Origin of the sequence: Bacillus sonorensis NBRC 101234 = KCTC 13918 (genome assembly GCF_001592005.1) — a bacterium.
In the GTDB taxonomy this organism is placed as follows: Bacteria; Bacillota; Bacilli; order Bacillales; family Bacillaceae; genus Bacillus; species Bacillus sonorensis.
Genome location: NZ_BCVZ01000008.1, coordinates 39,428 through 61,266 on the forward strand (window position 1 = coordinate 39,428; position 21,839 = coordinate 61,266).

Below are 21,839 nucleotides of genomic sequence, written 5' to 3' on the forward strand. Positions count from 1 at the left end.
CCCCGTCTTTCTGCAAAGAATTTCTTTGATAAAAAAAAGAAATCCTCTACAATGAAGTAGAGGAATAGAGCAGAAAAACGAACGACCCGAAGGTGCCGCCTGATGTGTTTCGCGACCGATCGGTGCCTTTTCTGTTGCTTGATTGACTTACTCTGCTCTGCTCAATTCTACTCTACTCTGCTCAACTAGAAAAATTTTCTTGCACATTTATTATATCTCCTCACTGAACATAATTTCAATGGTGAACATTTGAACATTTGTTCAAAAGAAAGAGAGGTCAAAATGCCGGACATCAATGAAGAAAAAACTCGTCAGCTTGTCAAAATAAGCACATTCTACTATCTTGATGGATTGAGCCAGCAGGAAATCGCCGAGCAGCTTTCTGTTTCCCGTTCACATGTCAGCAGGATGCTGAGCACGGCCAAATCGGAAGGAATCGTCCAAATTACAATTAAAAATCCTTATGGTGATGAACAGCAATACGAACGACAGCTTAAGGAAACATTCGGTATAAAAAACGCCGTCGTCATCAATGTGCCGGACGCCGACCAGCAGATGATCGACCTGCACCTTGCAAGAGCCGGTGCCGTATTGCTGGAATCCATCATCAAACATCACGACATTATTGGGATAATGGCTGGAAAGAGCGTCAATCTCCTCGCCCAGGAAATGCCTTTTTTTTCGCGGAAAAACCTGAAATTTGTCCCCCTTGTCGGCGGTTGGGGTGCCGAAGGTGCGACATGGCACGCAAACTCAAATACAAGATTATTCGGCGAAAAATTAAAGTCAAAATACTTTTTGATCAACGCACCCGCCGTTGTCGTATCAAAACAGGCGAGGGATATTATCATGGCTGAACGGGAAATCTCTGACGTGATTGAACTTGCCCGTCAAGCCGCTGTATCTGTGGTGGGGATCGGAACCGTATCAGAAGAAGATACAATTGTCACTTCGGGTTATTTCAGCAAGGAGGATCTTCATCGATTAAGGGACAAAGGTGCTGAAGCGGTCGTGTGCACATCATTTTTAGATCAAAACGGAAACGTGATCAAGTGCGAAGAGGAATCCAGAATGATCGGTTTATCGGTACATGAATTAAAAAACGCCCAAAATGTAATGGCCATCGCAAGCGGCCGAAAAAAAGCAGCGGCGATTGGGGCGGCATTGCGCGGGGGATGGATTGATTTCCTCATAACAGATATGGCCACTGCCAAGGAAGTGTTATCACTGCACCACTCTGCCAAAAACGATAGTTCATCACATCCTTAAAAATCAAAAAGAGGCGCTGTCAGGCAAGCCTCTTTTTTGATTTCACCGTAAGGTTTGTTAAAGCTTCAGCTCCTTTGAGGACCAGGCGAACGCCGTCAGATCAGAGTCGTAATCTTCTTGTATCCCTAAATACTTATCTCTTTCAATTGTCAGAAGAAAATTAAAAGACTCTTTAAAACTTCTAATTTCAACTACGTTTTTATCGGTACGCATCGATGGACTAAGCCAATTTATTTCTTGAATCATCATCTATTCCCCTTTATATGAGTCTCTCTTCCATATTTTTCGGGCTCCTGTATGTCCTTTTTTTAATGATTATTTTGGTCACATGCTTTTTTCCTTTTAAAAATAAGGAATAAAACGAAATTAAACGACGCCTCAAAATCCCCCTATTCTTTGTAGTTAAGGGCTATGTCAACAATTTGCTCGGCCGAATAATCCTCATTACTCCAAAAAATTAGGTCACTAGGTGATGGATGTGGTACGTTTTTTTCTAAAATGTCGATATATTCACTTATAGTTTCATCATCTGTTTCAGGATCCATTAGTCTCTCCACAAGGGACACTAACTCTATTTTTAACATGGAGATCACTTTACTCCTCCTCATCATACTCTCAAACTATTAATAAATTCAGTGAAATTATCACAGACATAGGTTACCGCAGCTTCTGGATTCTCAAATGCTTCTTCGTTATCCCCAAAAAATACAGTGGGATTTCTAGCAGAATCTCTATAATCAACACAAAATAAGTTGCCCCCTGCATCTGTTTTAAAATGAATAAGGTTGTCAACTAATCTATCCTTAAAGTTATTAAAGTCCAATTGGTCTCTCTGGGTCTCCATGCTTAGTAGATTATTCATCGATTCTCTAAATCCCTCAAAAATAACAACACGCTTATCTACTGGAGAACAGCCATTGAATTCTTTTAATGTACTCTCTGAAATCTAACGGAAACTCGATGTTCAGAGTTTGTTCAAGACTATGAATTTCTCCTCTTTAAACGTACTGCGTTTTCTCCAGTTAATAATCTGCATAATTAACCTCCACATTTATAGTACCGTATGTACCTCAAACTTCATAAGTGTATCCTGGCCAATTGTGTTAATTGTCCAAAGAATTTTCCCTTAATCCATCCTTCTACACCTGAAGGCTTATCAAATCGGAAAACAAAGACGCCATCGACACGATCCCGCTCAGCCATGGAGCTTGAAAAAGTCAAAAAACACATCGACATCCTCAGGTGGGAGAGACAAAGAAGTCATCGCCGGCCGCTTCGGCCTTGATTTGAAGAAAGAGAAAACGCAGGCGCGAAATCGCGAAGGAGCTCGAAATCTAGCAGAGCCCTGAGAAACGCGCGCTGATGAAAATGTTTCATGAGTTTTAACGGGCGGAGAAGGAGAAAAGGAAGCGGGCGAAGGGGAAGTGACATAAAAAAGAGGCCGGAATGATTGAAAACTGGCCTTTTTTTTATTTATTACCTAGATTGAAAGATGGTCTTTTTGGGACACCACTAATAGTAAATTTGAAGACATCTAACTCCCTTTTTTGAGATTGGACGTTAAGGATGATTCTATTTTTATTTTAACTACAAAGCTTCTCGGGGAAGCCTATTTTTGAGGCTTCTCCGGCAAGCTGATTTATTTTTCATAATTACGCATCTTTGCGCAAAGCCTGTCTTGTCACAAGAACATCGTAGTAAGCAATTTTATTTTTTATAATGAAATCGGGCTTTTCTTTTCCATGTGAGTGCGCATCCCGAAACGCCTGGCTTTTCGTCCAATTTGTAAAGTCTTCTTTTCGATTCCAGCGCGTCGTAATAATCACTTCATCGTAGTCAGTCGTATGTCGAGTCACCCACACTTCCATTCCGAGGAAGCCTTCCATATATTCGACTTGCCCTTGTTTATTGAAACGCTGCACCAACTGATCGGCACAGCCTTTTTTGACTTGCACTTGATTATTAACGATAATCATACTGACTCTCCCCCTTTTTTCTTTTTAATTGTTGCGATTGGCATAATACGCGGGTACTCTCTTATCTCGACTTCGGCCTCTATGCCGTATAACTCCTGAAAAAAAAACTCGTTCATAACTTCATTTGGCGCACCTGTTTGAAAGACATCGCCTCCTTTCATCGCAATCAGATAATCACAATATTTAGCAGCCTGCTGCAAATCATGCAGCACCATTAAAACCGTCAAATCGTGAATTTCGTTTAGCTCCTTCAGCAGCTCCATAACGTCAAGCTGGTGGGCAATGTCCAGGAATGTGGTCGGCTCATCAAGGATCAATGTCTTCGTTTTCTGGGCAAGCGCCATCGCGATATATACTTTTTGCCTTTCTCCCCCCGATAGTGTATACACCATTCTGTCTGCATTTTCCTCAATTCCGGTGACATCCATTGCCCAATGAACAGCTTCATGATCACGGGGGCTGAGACCTTTGTAGAAAGGGCGATGGGGCGTTCTTCCATATGTCACAAGCTCTTGGACTGTCATTTGGGGCACTCTTTCTTTGGATTGCATAAGTACCGCTATTTCCCTGGCGAGCTCTTTCCGGCTCATCGCTGTAAGGAGGCCGTCATGAATATATACAGTGCCTTCCCTAGGCTGGATCAACTTGGCGATGATTTTAACCAAAGTCGATTTTCCCGAACCGTTCGGACCGATAATCCCCGTGATTTTCCCTTTTGGAACCGACAAAGAAACTGAAGAAAATGAAAAATCCCCCTGTTTGAGACAGATGTTCTGCAGATCAATGACTGACACGTCATATGCCTCCTTTCGTTTTTAACAAATAAAGGAAAAAAGGTGCTCCGAGACAAGCCAGCAAAATGCCGACCGGCAGCTCAACCGGCGAGAACCAGACACGCGCAGCAGTGTCCGCCAGTACGACAAGAATCCCTCCGCATAGCACAGACAACGGCAGCAGAAAACGATAGTCATCACCAATCAGCAGCCTGATCACATGGGGAACAACCAAGCCGACAAAACCGACCAGACCCGCCACACTTACAGCCGCACCCGCAAGCAGCGCAGCCAGCACAATTAAGAAGAACCGTGTCAGCTCCACATTCTGGCCCAGGAGCTTGGCTGAATCATCCCCGAGCCTCAAAATATTTGCAGGCTTTATTGCAAACAAGCAGAGCACGAGTCCGCCAATGGCATAAGGCGCCATGAAGCCCAAGTGATGCCAGCTTCTTCCGTTCAAACCGCCCGCAAGCCATGGAAGCACCGCTTGAACGCGATCACTGTAAACCACCATCAAACCGTTCATCACTGCTCCCAGCAGCGCATTGACGGCTACCCCTGCCAAAATCAGCTTCAATGGAGATGTTCCCTGATCCCAAGACAGTCCGTATACGACAAGGCTCGCAAGAAAAGCGCCTAGAAATGCTGCTGCCGGCAGCAAATAGATATATTGAGGAAGCAGGATCATGCAAGTCACAGCCGCTAGTCCTCCGCCTGCTGTTACGCCGATAATTCCCGGATCTGCAAGCGGATTTTTTACGACTCCTTGCAGCAGTGAGCCTGAAGCGGCTAAACTTGCACCGACAAGCAGTCCGGTCAATACGCGGGGCAAGCGCAAATCCATGACGATTTTTTCGTTTACAGGATCTGACCGGGACGTAAAGACGGCCCATATATCAGCCAGTGAAATATGCACAGAGCCAAGAGTCAGCCCATAAAACATGACGAGAAGAAGTGCTGCCAACATAACTGGAAAAAGCCATTTCCTTCTCAAATTTCTTTTTTCTTCAGTAAGCACAGTCTGCATTCTCATTTGGCTGCCGTCCTCATTTTTTTCTCAAGATAATCGAGTGCATCAATAACTGCTGCGCCTGGGTTTGTACCAAATAAGTCATTGGGCAGAATCTCGATTCTCCCTTCTTTGACCGCTTTTACGTCATTCCAGGCGGGATTTTGCTCCATCTCATTTAAAAAGCCTTTTTTAACCTCTTCTGCATTTCCGTGAGTCATGAGGAGAATGAGATCCGGATCAGACCGGATAACATTTTCAGTATTAATTTGAGCATATTGCGGGAACTGTTCAATTGCAGGAGCGTCAGCAGCAATATTTTTTCCGCCGACCAATTCAAGCAAATTTCCGCTCAGTGAATTCGGAAGTGCAGCCATGTATGTTCCTGGTGCACCATATACGACCAAAGTTCGAATCCCTTTTGAGGAACCTTTTAGAGAAGCGATCTTTTGATCGATTTGATTATTAAGCTTTTTCGCTTGAGCCGGCTTATTGAGCATCTTCCCGAAAAGCGTGATTTGCTTCTGAATATCTTTCACTGAGTTCGCTTGTGTAAGCACAAGCTTTGACCCAATTCCTTCAATTGAAGAGATGTCTTTCTCATTCAGCTGTTTATTCCCTAAAACAACATCAGGCTTTAAACTTGTGATTTGCTCCAAATCCATTTGATGAGTCGTTCCGATTTGTTTTGCATGTTCCGCTTTTTTCAAAGATGAAGGGAGTTCAGCCGACGGCCTCCCGACAACCTCTCCCCCCAATGCATAGACGATGCTCATGTCTCCGTTTGAAAGCGCAACGATCTTTTCAGGCACCTTATCAAAGGTGATATCCCTGCCCGCAAAATCTTGGATATGAACGCTGCCTTCGGATGTTTCCTTTGCTGACTTGGATGCCGTCTGCCCGCAGCCTGCCGCAATCATCATGAGTACCATCACCAATGCTGTAATCTGACAGCGTCTCAACTTCAACACACCTTTCTTTTTTTATTCCTGATTATCGGGATGTCTCATGTTACTTCCTTCAGCTTTGCCTGAACGACAAGGCGGCCTGTTTCCGATGAAAGAAAGTAGTCGCATGTCGATAGCGTAAGAATGAGATCATCTGTAGACACATCTGTATCTGTTTGATAGATTGACTTATTTTTAACTTGATGAAGAAATTGCGCGTATTCTCCAAGGTCTTGAAAATCCGTCTGAATGTAGTCAAAATCAACAGTTGTGTTATACACCGCAAAAATTTCTGCTTCATAGCTCTTGTACAGAGTGTCATAATGAAACGTCCGGTGAGCTTCAAAAAAATCCTTTTTTAAGTACTTCGTCAATTGTGCAAACATGGAGCCGTCTTTCATCCGGTGTCCGTATATAACCGTGTTGGGGCTTTCGTTTTTGACGCTGTTGCGGTAATCCATAAAAATACTGCCCGCTTTTGTATCTGCCTTTTTGTAGTTGCGAAACAAATAAAAATCGTTGTCCTCAGCCTGCACAATTGGATAATTGATCATCGTATCCTTCAATTCAATCCAGCCGACGATGTCTCTATTGACCTTACGAAGCTGATCAAACTGGGGGCGGATCCCCCGCTTATTCTCCGCTTTTGCAGCATTCCTATCAAACATCGTTTGCGCTTCTGCCAGCACTTTGCGGTTTTGATAATATCCAAACAGCTCACCTGCAAGTTGCCACCCGCTGTATATCAAAACGCATAAACAGATGACTGTCAGCAGCCTTTGAAATGGCGATGATTTTTTCTTTTGATCGGTACCCGTTCGCTTCATTTTTTCACCCGCTCTGTCAAATCCCTATCGGCACAATATACATGCCCGCTTCTTCGTCTGATTTGATCATGACTTCCACTCCGTAAATCTGTTTAATAACCTGTTCCGTCATCATTTCTTCAGGCTTCCCCTTCAAGATCAGCTCGCCTTCTCTCATGGCCCAAATGCTGTCACTGTAGCGTACGGCCTGATTAATGTCATGCAGCACCATAACAATGGTTAAACCATGTCTTTCATTTAATTTTTTAATCAGCTCCAAAATCTCAAACTGATAATAAATATCAAGATATGTCGTCGGTTCATCCAGAAACAGAATGGGCGTTTTTTGGGCAAGTGCCATCGCGATCCATACCCTTTGTCGTTCTCCGCCTGACAAAGCAGCAATGGTTTTCTTTCTTTTGTCCAGCAGATTGGTGCATGTTAGAGCCCATTCAACCGCTTCCTCATCTTCTTCTTTTTTCTGGGAAAGCATTGATTGATAAGGGATTCGACCGAAGCTTGCCAGGCGTTCGACTGTCATATCATACGGAGCTTCGTTCTGCTGATGAACAACTGCTAATTTTTTTGCAAATTCCTTTGGTTTAAATGTTTCGATAGACTTGCCGTCAAGGACGATCTCCCCTCTATCCGGCAAATAATTTCTCGCCATCAGCGAAAGAAGCGTCGATTTGCCGCAGCCGTTCGGTCCGATAATCGTTGTTATTTTTCCCATATCGACGAAAGCTGTCAAGGACTTCACCCGATTGATCCCTTTCTTCTCATAGGAAAAGGTCACATTATTCATTTCCATTGATCCGATCACTCCTTCTCAGCAGAACTATTAAAAAGGGTCCGCCTATGACGGCCATGATCGTCGATGCGGGAATTTCATTCGGTGCGACAAGGGTTCTGCCGATCGTATCCGCCGTTAAAATCAGCAAAGCGCCTGCAAGCGCAGAAAAGGGCAGCAAAACCCGGTGGTCTGAACCGACCACACGCCTTGCGATATGAGGGATAAGCAGCCCGACAAAGGATATCACACCGGCAACGGCAGCCGTTACGGCCGCGAGCAGCACGGCGATAACCGAAATGACGATCCTTGCTTTCGCGACTTGGATACCGAGATTTTTCGCCGTTTTGTCCTGCAACGCAAGGATGTTGCACCATGAGCTGAGACACAAAGCCACTGCAATACAGACGATTCCGTATACCGCAATCAGGTGGACATCACTCCACGTCTTCATCGTCAGATTAGAGACGGCAGACTGGTTAATCGTAATATTAAAATAGCTGCAAATTGATACAAAGGCCTCCGTCAGCCCTGTGAACATCGCATTAATGGCAATACCGGTCAAAATAAGCCTGAGCGGACTGAGCCCCGCTTTCCAAGACAATGAGTAAACGAGAAAGCAAGCCAACGCCCCACCTAAAAAAGCAAAAATGGGAGTGTAAAAGTAAAATTGAGGAAGTGCAGTGACAGCCATGAGAGACAGTAAACTTGCACCGGACGATATTCCGATCACACCGGCATCAGCCAGAGGATTTCTCATGACAGATTGCAGAAGAACCCCTGATACAGACAGCGCCGCTCCTGAAAACAGCGAGACGAACATACGCGGAAAGCGCAAATCTTTAATGATCTCCACCTGCTCGCTTCGCCCTGTTATCAGTCCTTTTATCAATTCAATCGGCCCGGCTTTAATGCTTCCGGTGACGGCGGAGTAAATGAAAACGGCGACAATCAAAAAAATTACAATAAGAAAACTGATCCATGTTTTTTTCATTTTGAACGTCCTTTTATCATCAAAATCGCTGAGCCATTCATGACGGATATATCATGTTCACAAGCTCATCAAGTGCTTCATTGGCTTTCAAATTTCCTGTAGTGCCAAACAGGCTTTCCTCTAAGTCATATACACGATTATGTTTTACAGCATCAAAATGTTTCCAAATATCGTTGGTTTTAAATTCCTTATCAAACATGTCCACGACTTCATCAGGCATTCCGTGAGCAGCGCGTAATATAATGTCAGGATTCGATTTTTTCAGATACTCCGTGTTTGATGCCAAGTATTCCATTGATTCTCCCCGGACAATGTTTTGACCGCCTGCTATCCGGACGAGGTCGCCTATATAAGAGTTTTCCGTTGCTACCAAATAGCTTCCGGGAACACCAAGCAAAATGAGCACCTTCGGTTTTTCTTTCCCTTTGACTTTTGCCTGAACCGACTTCTTTTTATCTTCAAACTGCTTCACGAGTTTTTCCGCCGCTTCCTTCCGATCATAGACTGAACCGAGCTTTCGAATGGTTTTCTCCATATCTGCCAAACTTTCAAGATTTAAATAATTCGCTGCAATGCCTGCTCCTTTAAAAGAGTCCTTCAGATCATATTTGAGCGTTGTGACAGAGAGCACTTCAGTCGGCTTGAGCGACTTCAAGATTTCCATGTCCGGTTTCATCGGGTTGCCCACCTCAGGAAGGCCGTTATATCTTTTAGGAAGCGCCTTTTTCGTTGTCGGAACTCCCACCAAATCAATATCCAGCGCATCCATAATCTCAGCAGCTGCGACTGTCGTTGCTACGACCCGGTGTTTTTCCGTTTTTGCCGAACCATTGTCTACATGCTCTGATTCTTTGGCTGAACAGCCGGCCAATAACACGAAAGTGAACAAACTGATGAGCAGAGAAAACGATAGTTTTTTCACAAAGCGATACTCCTTTCAGAAAAGGGGATGTGCCTGGGTATGCACAGGCACATCGTTGAAATCCAAACATGTATTAGAGCGTTCGTGTTCTGTACTTTTTAATGAGCACAAACAGGGATGCTGAAAGAAGCAAGGAATACAGGAAAAGCGGTCCCGCATCACCTGTTTTCGGGTTTGCGGTGTCCGTCTTATCAGCTGAATGATCAGAACTGTCAGCATCGCGATCAAATTTTAGATGTTCCGCTCCGTTTTTCTCAGAAACTGGGCTGATCAGATCCGCTACCGTTGTCGGCACGCTTGTGCTTGGCTTTTTGTCAAATGTAAGGGAGCCCTTTTGACCGATTACACTCGCAACCCCGCTGCCCTGTCCTTTTTCTATATTTTTCACATCATAAACAAAACGCACCTCGTACTGTTCATGGTAGTTGAATTCAGGGAGATCAATTTTAACAAGCGCATGTTGATCTTCATTTAAATTTTCAATTTCATATTGAACAATGCGGGTATTTGCTTTTTTATCAACAGCTGCGACATGCGTGTCAACGTATTTTCCGCCTACTCCAATTTCCAGCTTAGTAATGGAAGAGCTGTCTTTCACCGTAAAGGAGGCATATTTCTTCCCGTTCTTCACCACAAGCGTCGCAGGGCTGGCGAAATAATCATTCATCCGCGATTTTTCATTTTTGTCAGGGTAATAGACGGTAAATGGCAAGCGATAGATGCCGTCTTCAAGTTCTGCACCCTTTGTTTTGGAATTTGAAGTCGGCGGAACAGAAGTTTGATCAGTTTTTTTCGCTGACGGCACTGTCGAATGATTTCCGCTTCCGCCGTCCTTCATCGCGGCGATGCTCTTTTGATCAAATTTGAAACGAATATCGTATGTGCCTTCATAATTGGCGGCAGGTACAGAAATTTTCACTTTTCCGTCTACCGTTTTTGACAGATCTGATACATTAAAGGCTACATCTCTCGTATTCTTAGCTTCATTTGTTCTGACGGTCTTCACTTCTTTCAAAGCCCCGTTATCCTCTGTTTGAAGCGATCTGACAGATGTACTGTCTTTGATCGTAAAGGAAATGAGCTGCTTCCCGTCTTTTACCGTCAAAGTTGCGGGATGGGAGAAATAATCGCTCATTCTGGAAGTTTCATCCGTATCACCTTTTAACACACTGTACTGAATGGAATAGGTGCCATCTTCCAATTTATTCGAATTGGTTGAGTCTCCCGGCTTTGTTGTTTTGTCATCCGGAGTTGTTGTTTTGTCTCCCGGATCTGTCGTTTTATCGTCCGGGGTTGTCGTTTTATCTCCTGGATCTGTTGTTTTATCGTCCGGGGTTGTCGTTTTATCTCCTGGATCTGTTGTTTTATCATCCGGGGTTGTTGTTTTGTCGTCCGGATTCTGGACATTGACGGGCTTTAAGTTATTGTCAAATTCGATTTGCACATTATATGACTCATCGTAAATAAAGCCGCCTAAATCCCAGTAAATTTTAACCCATCCGTTGATCTTTGCTGACAAATCACCCACTTCAAATTTAACCACACGGGTGTTGGCATCCTTGTCTTCACTGACTGTTTTCGTTTCAGTTAAAACACCGTTTTGTTCAACTTTAAAATTCGTAATTTCCGCGCTTTGCTTCAGTGTGAAGGAAGCGTAGATTTTCCCATTTTCCACTTCTATCGTGGCGGGCTTTTCTGTGTAAGTGTCCATCATTGATGCTTCATCAGTACCATCTTTTAATATCTTAAATTGTGTTTGATATTTGCCATCCGCAAGGGCTGCATATGCACGATCTGCAGGAAGTTGAAGCGCGGTTGCAAAACTGAATAAAACAAGAAGAAAACCGGCCGTTAAATGCAGAAATCGTTTCAATCTACTCACTCTCCTCTTCTATTACACTCTTTTATTTCTTATTGCGAATTGACGGGCAAGTAATCCTCCGGAGACAACAATCAGCAAGATCATCCACCCTGCCTTATTTGAATCGCCTGTTTGCGGATTAGCTTCCGCCTGCTTCGATTGAGAAGAGTTGGTCTTTTCTTTATTTGATGAAGAAGAACCAGCTGCCGCAGCTTCTGTATCTTTTGAGTTATCGCCGCTGGTGCCAAGCTGTTGAATGCTTCCTGTATCAAACTTGAGCTGAATCGTGTAATCATGATCGTAGTCTGCAGACTTAACCGTCACATGAATTTTTGATTTGATCGGTTTGGCTAAGCTTGAAACTGCGAACTGTACAGTACGTGTATTCTGCGCTTTATCTTTCGATATCACCTGGGTATCCACATAGCCGCCGTTTCCCGGAACCTTAAATTCAGTTACCCAATCGCTGTTTTTAATCTTCATTTGGACAGTTATTTTGCCGTTCTTCACAATAAGCTTTGCAGGCTTCAGCCAGTAATCATTTGCCATTGACACCGCATTACCTTCTGCTTTCATCACTGTATATCCCACCGAATATGTACCGTCTTTCAGCTCAGAGGCTGCAAGCGCTGCAGAAAGCGGCGACAGCAGCATAGACAGAAGAACCATACAGCTGGAAGCAAGGATGATAAGACATTTTTTCATCGTTCTACAGACCCTTCCATTTAAGATTGGATGCTCTCAGCATCAAATTTCAGCCTGATGTCATAGTTTCCTTTATAACCGATCAAAGGAACGTTTACGCTAACTTTAGCAGGAAGGACATGATTCAAATCAGAAACATTGAACTCCACCGTTCTTTTGTTCAAAGTTGAATTTGTGCTGATGACAGCAGCATCTTTATATGTTCCTTTGTCTAAAGTTTGGAACTTTGTAATCCAGGAGCTGTTATTCAAAGTTACCTGAGCTTTGATTTTTCCGTCCTTCACAATTAATGTGGCCGGTTTTTCAAAATAAGTATTGGCTGTTGAAGCCGTATCGCTATTTGCTTTCCACACCACATATTGCACTGTGTAGGTGCCGCTTTCGAGCGATGCCGCCGAAGCTCTTTGCAATGGAGCACCCGCCAGCAGCACAACAAAACTCAAAACAAGCAAAACACTTGAAGCTAAGCGCTTTCTCATAAACGAACCCCCTAAATGAAATTGATAATTATTATCAATTGAGATGAAAAAAAATAAACTTCCGGTGTATTGTATAAAGAGATTTACAGATGATTATGATAATCATTCTCAATTGACTCAAAAAAATAAATCTTTGTTCTCTGCCGAATCAAAGATGTCTACCCGCATGTGAAATTGAATCCCCTTGTCGAACAACAAACAGTCTAAAAGTCCCGTTATTCTAAATCATGGCATGACCTCCATTCTTTGCAAAGGAAAATGCATCCTATGCAACTTGATATTATCTTATCCTTAAATTTTTTGTCAATATGTTTCTTAATGAAAATCCCTTTATATGCTATTTTTATTATTTTCATAAAATTATATAACAGGAACATTTTATTTAATCCCTTTAATTTAAGAATTTTTTAAATCTCATTTAACCAATTGATTATATAAATATAATTAATTTCTTTCCCGGAAATAAACAATAGTAACATACTGAATTTCCATGACGATTTAACCACAAACAGAATTTGTATAATTATTCATAATATCTTCCCCCCTACGTTGTATTTAGAGATATTTCTTAAACAAGCATTTTTTAATGGTGAACAAAACAAAATCGCTTATTCTATTCTGAAGGGCAGAGCCTGCTTTGAAAAATACGGCATGCAAAGCTATCTATTGCTTCCATACTGGCAAGAATTCAACTCAGATAAACATACAACAGCCCGGATAACGAGGTCGCCGCATTTTTTAAAGATCATAACATTCAACAAAAGGTTCGATATGAAGTTTCGGATGACCAATCCATTTTAGCGCTTGTCGTAGCTAATTTGGGTATTAATATTCGACCTGAGTTGGTAATTAAGGGTTCGCGCAACAACATTAAGGCGATTGAGTTGGAGGAAAACACTTATCGTACAATAGGAATTTGCACAACACCGCAAACATCTCACGCACCAAAAATATTCATAGAAACAGTTAAACAACTATATCAAAAGAATGATTAACACCCCGGCGTATACCACGAACTCGATATACTTGCAGCCATTAAAACATATCCGCTTCTGCGATCTAATCTTCATTTCTTCGAATCATAAGTTATTTTTCATTACGCTCTCTGCTTTCAAATGACATATCCGGACAATACAGAAATATTCATCATTTCACGCCCAGCTCCACCGCCTGTTCTAGTGTCTCGTTATGATCTAAAGCTCTGTTTTTTCCAATCCTGTACATGTCACTGACACCAGGTCGGCTAGAATACAAAAAGGCAGGGAACCTTTAAATTCCCTGCCTTTATAAATGCATATCTTTTCAGGTTATTTAAGCTGACTGGCACCAAGTCCAATCCTTTTGAGAAGATCTGTTAGCTGTATCTTTTCCTCAGTGCTTACAAAAGACAAATTTTCAGATATTACTTCAACGTGTTGAGGAAAAATTTCTTTAAATAAGTTTTGCCCTTTGTCGTTTGACGATCGCCGATCTGTCGGACTTGGCTCCCTTTTAACGAATTCCTTTTTTTCAAGCTTATCCACAACATAAGTGATGCTCCCGCCAGCAACGGACAAGATAGATTCATTTGGACCGTGTGAGATGGAATAAGAGCATGTATGCCACGTAATAATCAATGTTTCAATCAGTTTTGGGCTAAAAAGGGTGTTGATGTTCCTCCGCTTTACTATTTAATATTCGGTAGCTGGATCCTCCAATATGAAGCGGAATATCCACTTTTTCTAAATTTGGCATTCCATTTTTTAAGAAAAGCTCTTTATCTTGATACCTCTGTAAAACTTCTCCCACAATCCACTCTTGATCGCCCAAGGTGGAAATACTGTGTACTTTACACTCATAAGCAAAATACGCATCAGTTAAAATCGGTATCTCAGCTTTTAGCCCTGCTTCGTATTGAATATGAAATGCTTCAAACTTATTTATATCTCTACCGCTATGAGTGCCTAATGCTTGAATTAATTCCGAACATCTCCCCGGAAGAAAATTCACACCGAAAACACCACTTTTCTCAATCATTTTGTAAGTAAATGTCTCTTTGTTTACTGATATCCCATACATTCCAGGAGAAGATCCAATATACGTATGCCACCCGGAAGCCATTGCGTTTTTTTCGCCTTCATATTGAGCCGTAACTACAGCTACCATTCCAGGGTAGGCGTACCAAATTGGTTCATCTATCGGTGCTCTCATCTTCATCGCTCCTTTGTTTTCATTTACTTTTTATTAGAATTTGAGAGGCTCACATCTAAATCGACAGATACTTCTTCAAATGGACCATTCCCAGTTTAATAAATGGGCTCCCGGCAGGTTGTTTCCGCCTTGCCATTGCGGCATAAGTAACCCAATCGTCTTATCTTCTGCCATCTTATACATCCTTCCTTTCAATATTCATAAGAAGATGCATAAATGATAAACCCTATAGCAACTATAGGGTCAAGGGGTTCGTTATTGTTTCAGCACTCTAAATTCTGTGAGGAAGTCTTCTTCTCTTAATGAGTTATAGCTGTTTGGAAGAGAAACTTGATATACTTTTCCATCCGTTTGGATGCCGTGAGATTCAATAAAATGGTACAGTTTTTGATAGTATGAAAAATAATTTGTTGCAGAGCAATCAAATGCAATGCACACATATTCACCGGATGGGATCGTATCTATCCCAATATTTTGTTCTCCTATATCTATCTTTACTCCATCATAAATCGTCGTATAAACACTGTTGCAATAAATATCACCGGAATCTTTATAAGGCTTTAAATCATAAATAAGTCCATAATAGTTATCGACCATATCTCCTCTTTCTTCAAGGACTTCAGCCAATTTTCGGTAATACAAATCTGATTGGTCATGAGGATTCACTTGAGGTGTCGCTGCTTTTAAAATGGTTTGGCCTTCTATATGTCGAACATAAACCAGACCTTCTTCTTTTTTAGTGCGTATCTCCAATTGTTCATTAAGCTGATTTTTTCTTCTTTGAAGCAATTGCCTGGCACGTTCGAGTCTTTCCATTTCACGCTCAATCACGCTTTCTTGCTCCTCAAGAAAAGTTTGCATCAGTTCAGTGGTACATGTATGCGAGATAATGCGCTTAATTTCTTCCAAAGGCGTTTTAATATATTTGAGATATTTAATAATATCCAAATAAAAGAACTGTTTAACATGGTAATATCGATAGCCATTATCCTGATCTGTACATTGAGGCTTGAAAATTCCGATCTTATCATAATAGCGCAATGTTTGAATTGAAATGTTATTTAGACGGGCTGTTTCCCCAATTGAAAAATATTCCTTCATCAATTCCATCCTTTCTTCTTAGTTCTAAGAATTTTTCTTCCACTGTACACGGTTACCTTTAAAGTCCTAGCTGAACGATCTTGAAAAAAACCTGTTTAAGACAATCTTCTTTTTCGTTCTTTGTTAAACATATCTACCAAGAAATGATCTTTCCTGTCTACCCAAAAGAATTGATCCTATAGCCACTACAAGGTTTTATGATTTGTTACGCAGCTTTAAAAATGGTTATGAAAGGGGTGAGTATCTGCCAGAAGATGATTAGAGAATCCACCAAATATCCCAGATGATTTACTCGAGCATGTTAAATTGACATGATATATCGTCTCATTGCTTTCGCTCCATCTTCTGTTTCTTTATGTAGTAATTCGCGATGGGTTCATGGTTTTTCTGACACCAAACGCGAATGAGAATTAACCACATTATAGCAATTTCACAGTCGATAGAGTGTATATAATGGCATGAATAGCTGTATTTTAAAAGGAAGTCATCGTCGGCCGTTTCGGCCTTGATTTGAAGAAAGAGAAAACGCAACGCGAAATCGCGAAGGAGCTCGGGATCTCGCGAAGCTATGACTCGAATCTGAGAAATGGGTGAAGAGGAAGTGATATTCAGTGAAGAGACTCTGGCAGGATGAAATAAACCTGGCATCTTACATGAAAAAAGAATACGCTGAGGATTTTTTGCACATTCATAGTTCCCTGACAGGCTGAAGAGCTGAATATTTGTTCGATTCAGCCCTTTAGCTTTTTTGTCTTATCATAACGATAAAGTACAGGCTGCAAAATATATAAACAAAACACAATCCAAATAAAAAGAAAAAACCACTTTAATATTGAATCCCACCCGCTCCAAAAAGATATATAATAAAGTATTGGCAAAATAAAAATCAAACCAAAAAGCAATTTTGAAGCTGTTGTTTCCTTTAGTGGACTTTTACAGCTGGGGCAAGTTGGCGTCTTTGTTCTAATAAGCTTATATTTTTCTCTAAAAGTAAACGGTTTCCTGCATACCGGACATTTGCTCATTTCCTCTCTCCTTAACAGGGCTTACTTTGTAAAAACCAGCATGAGCTTTGTTGTTTGCTTTGTTTTTTCTTGTAATACCATGTGGACTTATGCTTATATTTATATTGTTTGTAACACATGCTTCCATCTTTGACAGGCTTCGAAGTTCTATATTGCTTGATTTTTACCTTTATTAATTTATCAAGCGTCTCTCCTACAGCCAATGAAGTTAGGGTTAAAACTGTTTGTTTTACTCTGCTCGCAGGAACCCTGGTCCATATACTTGTCAAGGAAATTGCCGCTCCAACCAAAGTGCCTGCCGGGACGTTATTTGTTACAGTCCCCATGTATACTTCTTTGTACGCTGACAAACCCATTTCAAATTCTTTCTTTGATTCTAATATTACACCGTTTAATAAGGTCATGCCCGTTGCAGGGTTATATTGAATATGAGTCGTATGTTTATTTTCCGTAACGATGGCTTCAACGATTCCATTTTCATGGTATGTTGTTTCCAGCGTAAAATGCATCTGCCCATCCTTTACAATTTCCCTTGTCTTTTTCCCTGAGTAATATAGATCGTCAATGGCAGTTTTATGGTCTAAAAACCCTTCAGCCGAGACAAAGTCATACGGAGTCACAAAACAAGCACCTGCAAAAAGCAGTACGATTAAAAAATACATTTTCTTTTTCACACTTCTCTCCCCTTCCATATCCAAATAATTACTTTTTATTTTATAAAAAGGGGTTATTTTACACAATACTTTTGTCAATATCAATTTCCCAAAGTCAATAAATCGCTTTTTGTATGCCACAGGTTATTGGAAAGATCTTTTTATAACTGAATTCCAAACAGGTAACCTATGGGTTGCATCTAAATCTGCCTTATCGATGCCTTAAAATCGGAAAACGAAGATTTTATCGACACTAAGCTTAGGCGCGGACTTGAAAAAGGTAATAAATAAACCATCATCTTGGACGTTATTGAAAAGAAATCATCGTCGGCCGCTTCGGCATTGATTAAAGAAAAAACGCAACGCGAAATCGCGAAGGAGCTCGGGATTTTCGCGGAGCACATGTCCGGACTTGTGAAAAACGGGTGCTGATGAAGATGTTTCATGAGTTTTATCGGGCGGAAAAGCAGAAGAAGCCGGATCTCATTTTCCGGCTTTCTCTATAAAAAACAAGAAATCACTTTATGCTGCTCGATATAAACATTGAGGCATCCTGATTCATAAAAATACGATGACCATGATAAAATGTCTTCATTTCAGTTGTTTTAAATCCAACATCGGATAATCTTTTTTTCAATTCTTCGTGCGAAAAACCGCTATGAACGTTCGGATGTTGTATTTTATCGTTTTTGTCAAAATCAATAATTATAAGCTTGCCACCATCATTTAAAATGCCGAACAATTCTTGTAAAATTTTATTCGTATCCGGAATATGAAGAAGGACTAGTGACATTAAAACGATGTCTGCCTTCAGTTCAGGGGTTTCTTGGGTAAAATCTGAATAAAGCACTTTTGCGTTGGCAATTCCTTTGCGGGAAATTTTAGCTTTCGCCACCTCCAACATTTGTTTTGATGAATCTACCAACAAAATAGAATCTACTAAATCTGATAATTCTAAACTAATGAGACCAGTACCACTCCCATAGTCAATTAAAGATTTTGATTGACTGTTTCGTAATTCCGGTCTTACTTCATTCACAATCACTTTAGCTAATTCAATTCTTTCTTCTGTATCATATCGTTTTGCCATCTGTTCAAAAACGTTATTTTCCATATTCCACTTCCTATTTATTTTTAGATGGTTTACTGAAAACTATGCTAACACCTTACATATTTCCGTTTGAAACCAAGACGGCCTCTATCAATATCCATTTGAATATTTTTGGAAGCATTCAGGGTGCTGCTTTTTTTCTTGCCTCGCCTGAGTTCAACCGGTCCTACTGCTTTTGCGGTTTCAACCGCCTTTTCATGGAGCGGCAAATATGAAATCCCGACTGTGTAGATAAAATTATTCATAGCCGATTTTGTTCGATCTGGAGAATCATGAATCGTATGTTCCACCTGATCAAGCATACTGGCAATTTTGGTCACATTAAATTCATCGTCTGATCGATTACCCAAAAGCCAGCAGTAACAGCTCCAGCCTGCCGACATTCTAAGTTCTTCACCGCTTGAGATCCATTTATCTGCAACAGCTTGCGCAAAATCGGTTTCTGCCAAAGTTACGGCAACAACATAATCAGATAGCATATAAAAATACGCCGCATCGATCCAGCGCTCAAAATCCTCTTCAGTCATTGTCATTGGGTCAGCAATAATGCCGGCAAAATACATGGCATCGTAGTTCCCTGTAGCGTAAAGCTGCTCCGCCAAAGGCTGATTTTTCTTGATTTTCTTTGCCAGCGGCTTCATTTTGCCTGTAGCAACGCCAAAAAGCGGTTCGTGTGCACCATTCGTTATGTATCTTTTCTTCATGTTTTCCGTACCCAAAGCTTCCAATTCCTTCATAACCGTTTCAAAATCCACGCTTTCACTTCCTTCATAAATTAAATTCATTTCTTCATTTCCATTATCATACTTTTTTGCTTCATCTAATCATTTCCAATCAGCTTCATTTGTTATGAATGCTCTCTATCAACAGCTACATCAGCATCAAAAGTTCAGTTGCCATGTATCTTTACAATTGACCCTCATCTTTTTTAGCTGCGGTCTTATCAACCGTCCTTTTACTCTCTGACAGCTAGGATGTTGCGTTCGCGGTTTTTCTTTTGTTTCCTAAGTCTAATGAAAACTAAATTTCCTAGCACTTCATTCATATCGTTTATGTTTATTATATGAAACATTTTAACATGCAGAAAGGGTCTATTTTTGACCGCCTTTCCTCTTCATGCGTCAAATTCGAATGCCGCCGATATTTGCAAAAAGAAGACTCTTAAAAAAGAGTCTCCTAACTTGATCAATAAAACGAGCCAAATCAGCTGATCACAACTTTTGTTTTTTCAGGTATGTTTTCATACATCCATTTTGCATCTGGAATCGCAAGCCTGATGCATCCATGGGAAGCTTTTTTTCCTAATTTTTTTGCTTCCTTTTCAATGACTTTTTTATCTTTGTTGAATGGTACGCTATGAAGACGAATTTTTATGGGAAAGACCATCAGATCCCATTAATCGGCGGCACGTTTTATAAACCTAATCTTCAGAACATTTATCAATATGAACCGGATTTGGTGATTGGGCTTGGCGGTGTTCACGATAACTTAAGAGACGGAAGTCCGTCTTCGAGCGGATTACATTTGGGCCTGCTCATTTGCAGCTTTCTTTTTTCTGCCATTTTTTGAATGCTTCGGCAGAATTTTGGCGGCTGTTTTCGTTTATGTATTAAGCGCTTATACCAAGAAGATGTCGTCTGTCTTTTTGTTAAACGGCATTTTAATTTCAGCGGTATTGCAAGCTGTGACTTCATTTATTTTACTAAGACATCAAGAAGCGCTTGGAAGCATTTTATTGTGGACGATCGGATCACTGAATGGAAGGGTTTGGATTCACTTGAACCTTTTATGGCCAATTGCAGTTCCTGCGCTCATTGCGGGATTGTTGACAGCGGGAATCGCAAATGCCTGGAGGCTGGGAACAGAATCAGCTGTGCTCCTGGGCCTTTCTTTAAAGAAAACAAATGCTCTTTTATTTTTCATCTCTGCCCTTTTAACCGCAGGGGCCGTTTCGATTGTTGGAGCAATTGGCTTTATTGGTTTAATCGGCACTCACATTGCCAAACGGATCGTTGGCGAGGATGCGAGAAAAAGTCCTATCATTTCCAAATCTATTAAAGAATTTAGATTGGGGAGTTTTTCATTTATAAATCGGTTAAATAATTGTATATTATTGCTTGTCCAACAAACAGGCCAGCAGTTCATAGCCGTGAGCTCCGGGGTTTTGGATTAGCAAGCCAAGGATAAGTAAAGGAATTATGGTTTCATCACCTTCGCCATCCGCGCCTCAAATTCCGCGTACGTGATTTTACCCGAAGCCAAATCCATACTATGAAGGTAAATCTGTTCTGTTTTAGAATAGTCACCATTCACCTTCAGTGATTGCTCCTCTCCCGAAATGGGTTTCAGGATATGGTACTTTTTCGAAAAAGCCTCGAAATAGCGGTAACCGAATTTGCGTTGTGAAGCTGCGTCTAAATGAATGCCATCAGGATTCGCAGTCAAACCTGCTGCAGTAACAAAATAACAATTCTGTTGTTCATTAGCAAAACGCAGCAATTGTTCATTAACCTGTCGAAATTCGGTCGCGTGCTGTCCAAAACCGGTCTTCCCAAGAAAGTCACCAAGCCCTCCAATAATCAACGGTACCTCATCAAGTTTCAACTCGTTTCTTAGCGTCTCGATGATAAGGGTTAATTTCTCGTAATAAGTTTCATGTAGCGAACGATAACTGTCACTCTCACCCTGGTGCCAAAGGATTCCACAAATTTGACTGGACCGGAGGGCGAAGCGGGCTTCGGACAAAGCATGCTGAAAAAGGATGCCTTCCGGATGCCAGTCATTCAATGAACTGCCACCTTCCGCACAAGGGATCAAGCCAATTTCTTCATCGGGATGAGCTTTCGACCACGCATCTGCAAAAGATGCCGCCAGGCCAACGCCGGAAACCGGACGGTCGTAATTAATCGGCTCTGTCATCATCTGCCACTGTCCATTGCGCAGCATTTTTATTTTTTCATTATAGATAGGATCTACTTCATTCAAAAATCCACGGCCCGCCATATTCGACTGCCCCAACATTAAAAAAGACTTTATCATCTAATCTCCACTTCTTCACATCAATATTTTGGTCTAATTAGACTATAGTCAATTCAGTTTGTCTTGTAAAGTTTTAACATGGTTTTATTTTTTTATTAGTATGTATGAAAAACAAACTAACATTGAAAATTTGGTGGATGTATTTGTGAAATAGCAAGTTCTTTTGCTTTTCTTATTCAACTATCG

23 protein-coding genes and 7 pseudogenes are annotated in these 21,839 nt (G+C 41.2%); 7 read left to right on the forward strand and 23 right to left on the reverse strand.

The genetic code is table 11. The annotated features are described in order from the left end of the window. The first annotated feature begins 282 nt into the window (after window positions 1–282). Window positions 283–1,269 (forward strand): sugar-binding transcriptional regulator, encoded by a 987-nt coding sequence (locus tag BTR1S_RS11255; protein ID WP_006637668.1) that lies wholly within the window; start codon window positions 283–285, stop codon window positions 1,267–1,269. Between the two features lie 57 nt (window positions 1,270–1,326). Here the strand turns inward: BTR1S_RS11255 and BTR1S_RS11260 are convergent, their stop codons facing one another. The 3 genes from BTR1S_RS11260 to BTR1S_RS11270 all read right to left on the reverse strand — a co-directional run bounded on the left by BTR1S_RS11260 (window position 1,327) and on the right by BTR1S_RS11270 (window position 2,215). Continuing rightward, window positions 1,327–1,515 carry a hypothetical protein gene (locus tag BTR1S_RS11260; RefSeq protein WP_006637669.1) on the reverse strand — a complete coding sequence of 63 codons (189 nt, stop codon included), beginning with the start codon at window positions 1,513–1,515 and terminating at the stop codon, window positions 1,327–1,329. 143 nt (window positions 1,516–1,658) lie between these two features. Next, window positions 1,659–1,853 (reverse strand): bacteriocin immunity protein, encoded by a 195-nt coding sequence (locus BTR1S_RS11265; protein ID WP_034326497.1) that lies wholly within the window; start codon window positions 1,851–1,853, stop codon window positions 1,659–1,661. A gap of 23 nt (window positions 1,854–1,876) precedes the next feature. Then, window positions 1,877–2,215, reverse strand: coding sequence for an SMI1/KNR4 family protein (locus BTR1S_RS11270; protein WP_224254547.1), 339 nt, complete (start codon window positions 2,213–2,215; stop codon window positions 1,877–1,879). A 206-nt stretch (window positions 2,216–2,421) separates the two neighbouring features. On the opposite strand from BTR1S_RS11270, the pseudogene BTR1S_RS23570 reads away from it, so the two are divergent. After that, a pseudogene (locus BTR1S_RS23570) lies at window positions 2,422–2,655 on the forward strand (RNA polymerase subunit sigma-70); the annotation flags it as partial. Window positions 2,656–2,921: 266 nt separating this feature from the next. Here the strand turns inward: BTR1S_RS23570 and isdG are convergent. From isdG to BTR1S_RS11325, 11 genes are all read right to left on the reverse strand, one after another. Then, window positions 2,922–3,245, reverse strand: coding sequence for a heme oxygenase (isdG, locus tag BTR1S_RS11275; RefSeq protein WP_006637672.1), 324 nt, complete (start codon window positions 3,243–3,245; stop codon window positions 2,922–2,924). Beyond that, a complete protein-coding gene (locus tag BTR1S_RS11280) occupies window positions 3,242–4,039 on the reverse strand; it encodes an ABC transporter ATP-binding protein (protein WP_006637673.1) in 798 nt (265 codons plus the stop codon). The genes isdG and BTR1S_RS11280 overlap by 4 nt, the downstream gene beginning before the upstream one ends. Window position 4,040: 1 nt before the next feature. After that, window positions 4,041–5,054: a FecCD family ABC transporter permease gene (locus BTR1S_RS11285; protein ID WP_006637674.1), complete on the reverse strand. Its 1,014-nt coding sequence runs from the start codon at window positions 5,052–5,054 to the stop codon at window positions 4,041–4,043. After that, window positions 5,051–5,962, reverse strand: coding sequence for an ABC transporter substrate-binding protein (locus BTR1S_RS11290; protein WP_034326494.1), 912 nt, complete (start codon window positions 5,960–5,962; stop codon window positions 5,051–5,053). Before BTR1S_RS11290 ends, BTR1S_RS11285 begins: the two co-directional genes overlap by 4 nt. Before the next feature lie 74 nt (window positions 5,963–6,036). Continuing rightward, window positions 6,037–6,804 carry a class B sortase gene (srtB, locus tag BTR1S_RS11295; RefSeq protein ID WP_006637676.1) on the reverse strand — a complete coding sequence of 256 codons (768 nt, stop codon included), beginning with the start codon at window positions 6,802–6,804 and terminating at the stop codon, window positions 6,037–6,039. Between the two features lie 16 nt (window positions 6,805–6,820). Beyond that, on the reverse strand, window positions 6,821–7,594 hold the full coding sequence (locus BTR1S_RS11300) for an ABC transporter ATP-binding protein (protein WP_006637677.1): 774 nt from the start codon (window positions 7,592–7,594) through the stop codon (window positions 6,821–6,823). Then, window positions 7,581–8,567, reverse strand: coding sequence for a FecCD family ABC transporter permease (locus BTR1S_RS11305; protein WP_006637678.1), 987 nt, complete (start codon window positions 8,565–8,567; stop codon window positions 7,581–7,583). Before BTR1S_RS11305 ends, BTR1S_RS11300 begins: the two co-directional genes overlap by 14 nt. Before the next feature lie 37 nt (window positions 8,568–8,604). After that, window positions 8,605–9,489 (reverse strand): heme ABC transporter substrate-binding protein IsdE, encoded by an 885-nt coding sequence (gene isdE, locus BTR1S_RS11310; protein WP_029419316.1) that lies wholly within the window; start codon window positions 9,487–9,489, stop codon window positions 8,605–8,607. 73 nt (window positions 9,490–9,562) lie between these two features. Then, the gene (locus tag BTR1S_RS11315) at window positions 9,563–11,362 is read right to left on the reverse strand and encodes an NEAT domain-containing protein (protein ID WP_029419315.1); all 1,800 of its coding nucleotides are present in this window, start codon (window positions 11,360–11,362) and stop codon (window positions 9,563–9,565) included. Window positions 11,363–11,383: 21 nt separating this feature from the next. Further along, window positions 11,384–12,055 (reverse strand): heme uptake protein IsdC, encoded by a 672-nt coding sequence (gene isdC / locus BTR1S_RS11320; RefSeq protein ID WP_029419314.1) that lies wholly within the window; start codon window positions 12,053–12,055, stop codon window positions 11,384–11,386. Between the two features lie 20 nt (window positions 12,056–12,075). Continuing rightward, window positions 12,076–12,534, reverse strand: a complete 459-nt coding sequence (locus tag BTR1S_RS11325; protein WP_006637682.1) for an NEAT domain-containing protein — start codon at window positions 12,532–12,534, stop codon at window positions 12,076–12,078. A 731-nt stretch (window positions 12,535–13,265) separates the two neighbouring features. On the opposite strand from BTR1S_RS11325, the pseudogene BTR1S_RS21920 reads away from it, so the two are divergent. Beyond that, window positions 13,266–13,529, forward strand: a pseudogene (locus BTR1S_RS21920) (LysR family transcriptional regulator substrate-binding protein); the annotation flags it as partial. A 312-nt stretch (window positions 13,530–13,841) separates the two neighbouring features. On the opposite strand, the gene BTR1S_RS21925 reads toward BTR1S_RS21920, so the two are convergent. The 3 genes from BTR1S_RS21925 to BTR1S_RS11340 form a co-directional block, all read right to left on the reverse strand. Then, window positions 13,842–14,150 (reverse strand): MarR family winged helix-turn-helix transcriptional regulator, encoded by a 309-nt coding sequence (locus BTR1S_RS21925; protein ID WP_309521103.1) that lies wholly within the window; start codon window positions 14,148–14,150, stop codon window positions 13,842–13,844. A gap of 19 nt (window positions 14,151–14,169) precedes the next feature. Beyond that, a complete protein-coding gene (locus tag BTR1S_RS11335; protein ID WP_034326419.1) occupies window positions 14,170–14,724 on the reverse strand; it encodes a flavin reductase family protein in 555 nt (184 codons plus the stop codon). Between the two features lie 255 nt (window positions 14,725–14,979). After that, window positions 14,980–15,825 (reverse strand): MerR family transcriptional regulator, encoded by an 846-nt coding sequence (locus BTR1S_RS11340; protein ID WP_029419313.1) that lies wholly within the window; start codon window positions 15,823–15,825, stop codon window positions 14,980–14,982. Between the two features lie 477 nt (window positions 15,826–16,302). Here BTR1S_RS11340 and BTR1S_RS23245 point away from each other — a divergent pair. Further along, window positions 16,303–16,407: pseudogene (locus BTR1S_RS23245) on the forward strand (sigma factor-like helix-turn-helix DNA-binding protein); the annotation flags it as partial. Window positions 16,408–16,861: 454 nt separating this feature from the next. Here the strand turns inward: BTR1S_RS23245 and BTR1S_RS11350 are convergent. Next, on the reverse strand, window positions 16,862–17,602 hold the full coding sequence (locus BTR1S_RS11350) for a hypothetical protein (protein WP_255265713.1): 741 nt from the start codon (window positions 17,600–17,602) through the stop codon (window positions 16,862–16,864). Window positions 17,603–17,707: 105 nt separating this feature from the next. On the opposite strand from BTR1S_RS11350, the pseudogene BTR1S_RS23250 reads away from it, so the two are divergent. Next, a pseudogene (locus tag BTR1S_RS23250) lies at window positions 17,708–18,009 on the forward strand (sigma factor-like helix-turn-helix DNA-binding protein); the annotation flags it as partial. Between the two features lie 11 nt (window positions 18,010–18,020). On the opposite strand, the gene BTR1S_RS11355 reads toward BTR1S_RS23250, so the two are convergent. The 3 genes and pseudogenes from BTR1S_RS11355 to BTR1S_RS11365 all read right to left on the reverse strand — a co-directional run. Next, the gene (locus BTR1S_RS11355) at window positions 18,021–18,617 is read right to left on the reverse strand and encodes a class I SAM-dependent methyltransferase (protein ID WP_029419310.1); all 597 of its coding nucleotides are present in this window, start codon (window positions 18,615–18,617) and stop codon (window positions 18,021–18,023) included. A 44-nt stretch (window positions 18,618–18,661) separates the two neighbouring features. After that, a complete protein-coding gene (locus BTR1S_RS11360; RefSeq protein ID WP_006637689.1) occupies window positions 18,662–19,369 on the reverse strand; it encodes a DNA alkylation repair protein in 708 nt (235 codons plus the stop codon). Window positions 19,370–19,817: 448 nt separating this feature from the next. Further along, window positions 19,818–19,973: pseudogene (locus BTR1S_RS11365) on the reverse strand (L,D-transpeptidase family protein); the annotation flags it as partial. Between BTR1S_RS11365 and BTR1S_RS22810 the strand changes: the two are divergent. Then, window positions 19,971–20,183, forward strand: a complete 213-nt coding sequence (locus BTR1S_RS22810; protein WP_081723752.1) for a hypothetical protein — start codon at window positions 19,971–19,973, stop codon at window positions 20,181–20,183. The pseudogene BTR1S_RS11365 and the gene BTR1S_RS22810 overlap by 3 nt on opposite strands. Window positions 20,184–20,199: 16 nt before the next feature. Further along, a pseudogene (locus tag BTR1S_RS23255) lies at window positions 20,200–20,601 on the forward strand (iron chelate uptake ABC transporter family permease subunit); the annotation flags it as partial. Window positions 20,602–20,727: 126 nt separating this feature from the next. On the opposite strand, the pseudogene BTR1S_RS23260 reads toward BTR1S_RS23255, so the two are convergent. Both BTR1S_RS23260 and BTR1S_RS11385 read right to left on the reverse strand, forming a co-directional pair. After that, a pseudogene (locus tag BTR1S_RS23260) lies at window positions 20,728–20,814 on the reverse strand (PadR family transcriptional regulator); the annotation flags it as partial. Further along, window positions 20,811–21,653, reverse strand: a complete 843-nt coding sequence (locus BTR1S_RS11385; RefSeq protein ID WP_029419308.1) for a sialate O-acetylesterase — start codon at window positions 21,651–21,653, stop codon at window positions 20,811–20,813. The gene BTR1S_RS11385 and the pseudogene BTR1S_RS23260, both read right to left, overlap by 4 nt. Between the last annotated feature and the right edge of the window lie 186 nt (window positions 21,654–21,839).

Coding starts and splice junctions, on each gene's coding strand:
- BTR1S_RS11290 (WP_034326494.1), bottom strand. CDS start 5,962: ATGGTACTCATGATGATTGCGGCAGGCTGCGGGCAGACGGCATCCAAG.
- BTR1S_RS11335 (WP_034326419.1), bottom strand. CDS start 14,724: ATGAGAGCACCGATAGATGAACCAATTTGGTACGCCTACCCTGGAATG.
- BTR1S_RS11385 (WP_029419308.1), bottom strand. CDS start 21,653: ATGATAAAGTCTTTTTTAATGTTGGGGCAGTCGAATATGGCGGGCCGT.
- BTR1S_RS11340 (WP_029419313.1), bottom strand. CDS start 15,825: ATGAAGGAATATTTTTCAATTGGGGAAACAGCCCGTCTAAATAACATT.
- srtB (WP_006637676.1), bottom strand. CDS start 6,804: ATGAAGCGAACGGGTACCGATCAAAAGAAAAAATCATCGCCATTTCAA.
- BTR1S_RS11300 (WP_006637677.1), bottom strand. CDS start 7,594: ATGGAAATGAATAATGTGACCTTTTCCTATGAGAAGAAAGGGATCAAT.
- BTR1S_RS11355 (WP_029419310.1), bottom strand. CDS start 18,617: ATGGAAAATAACGTTTTTGAACAGATGGCAAAACGATATGATACAGAA.
- BTR1S_RS11325 (WP_006637682.1), bottom strand. CDS start 12,534: ATGAGAAAGCGCTTAGCTTCAAGTGTTTTGCTTGTTTTGAGTTTTGTT.
- BTR1S_RS11285 (WP_006637674.1), bottom strand. CDS start 5,054: ATGAGAATGCAGACTGTGCTTACTGAAGAAAAAAGAAATTTGAGAAGG.
- BTR1S_RS11265 (WP_034326497.1), bottom strand. CDS start 1,853: ATGTTAAAAATAGAGTTAGTGTCCCTTGTGGAGAGACTAATGGATCCT.
- BTR1S_RS22810 (WP_081723752.1), top strand. CDS start 19,971: ATGAAGACGAATTTTTATGGGAAAGACCATCAGATCCCATTAATCGGC.
- isdC (WP_029419314.1), bottom strand. CDS start 12,055: ATGAAAAAATGTCTTATCATCCTTGCTTCCAGCTGTATGGTTCTTCTG.
- BTR1S_RS11255 (WP_006637668.1), top strand. CDS start 283: ATGCCGGACATCAATGAAGAAAAAACTCGTCAGCTTGTCAAAATAAGC.
- BTR1S_RS11260 (WP_006637669.1), bottom strand. CDS start 1,515: ATGATTCAAGAAATAAATTGGCTTAGTCCATCGATGCGTACCGATAAA.
- BTR1S_RS11305 (WP_006637678.1), bottom strand. CDS start 8,567: ATGAAAAAAACATGGATCAGTTTTCTTATTGTAATTTTTTTGATTGTC.
- isdG (WP_006637672.1), bottom strand. CDS start 3,245: ATGATTATCGTTAATAATCAAGTGCAAGTCAAAAAAGGCTGTGCCGAT.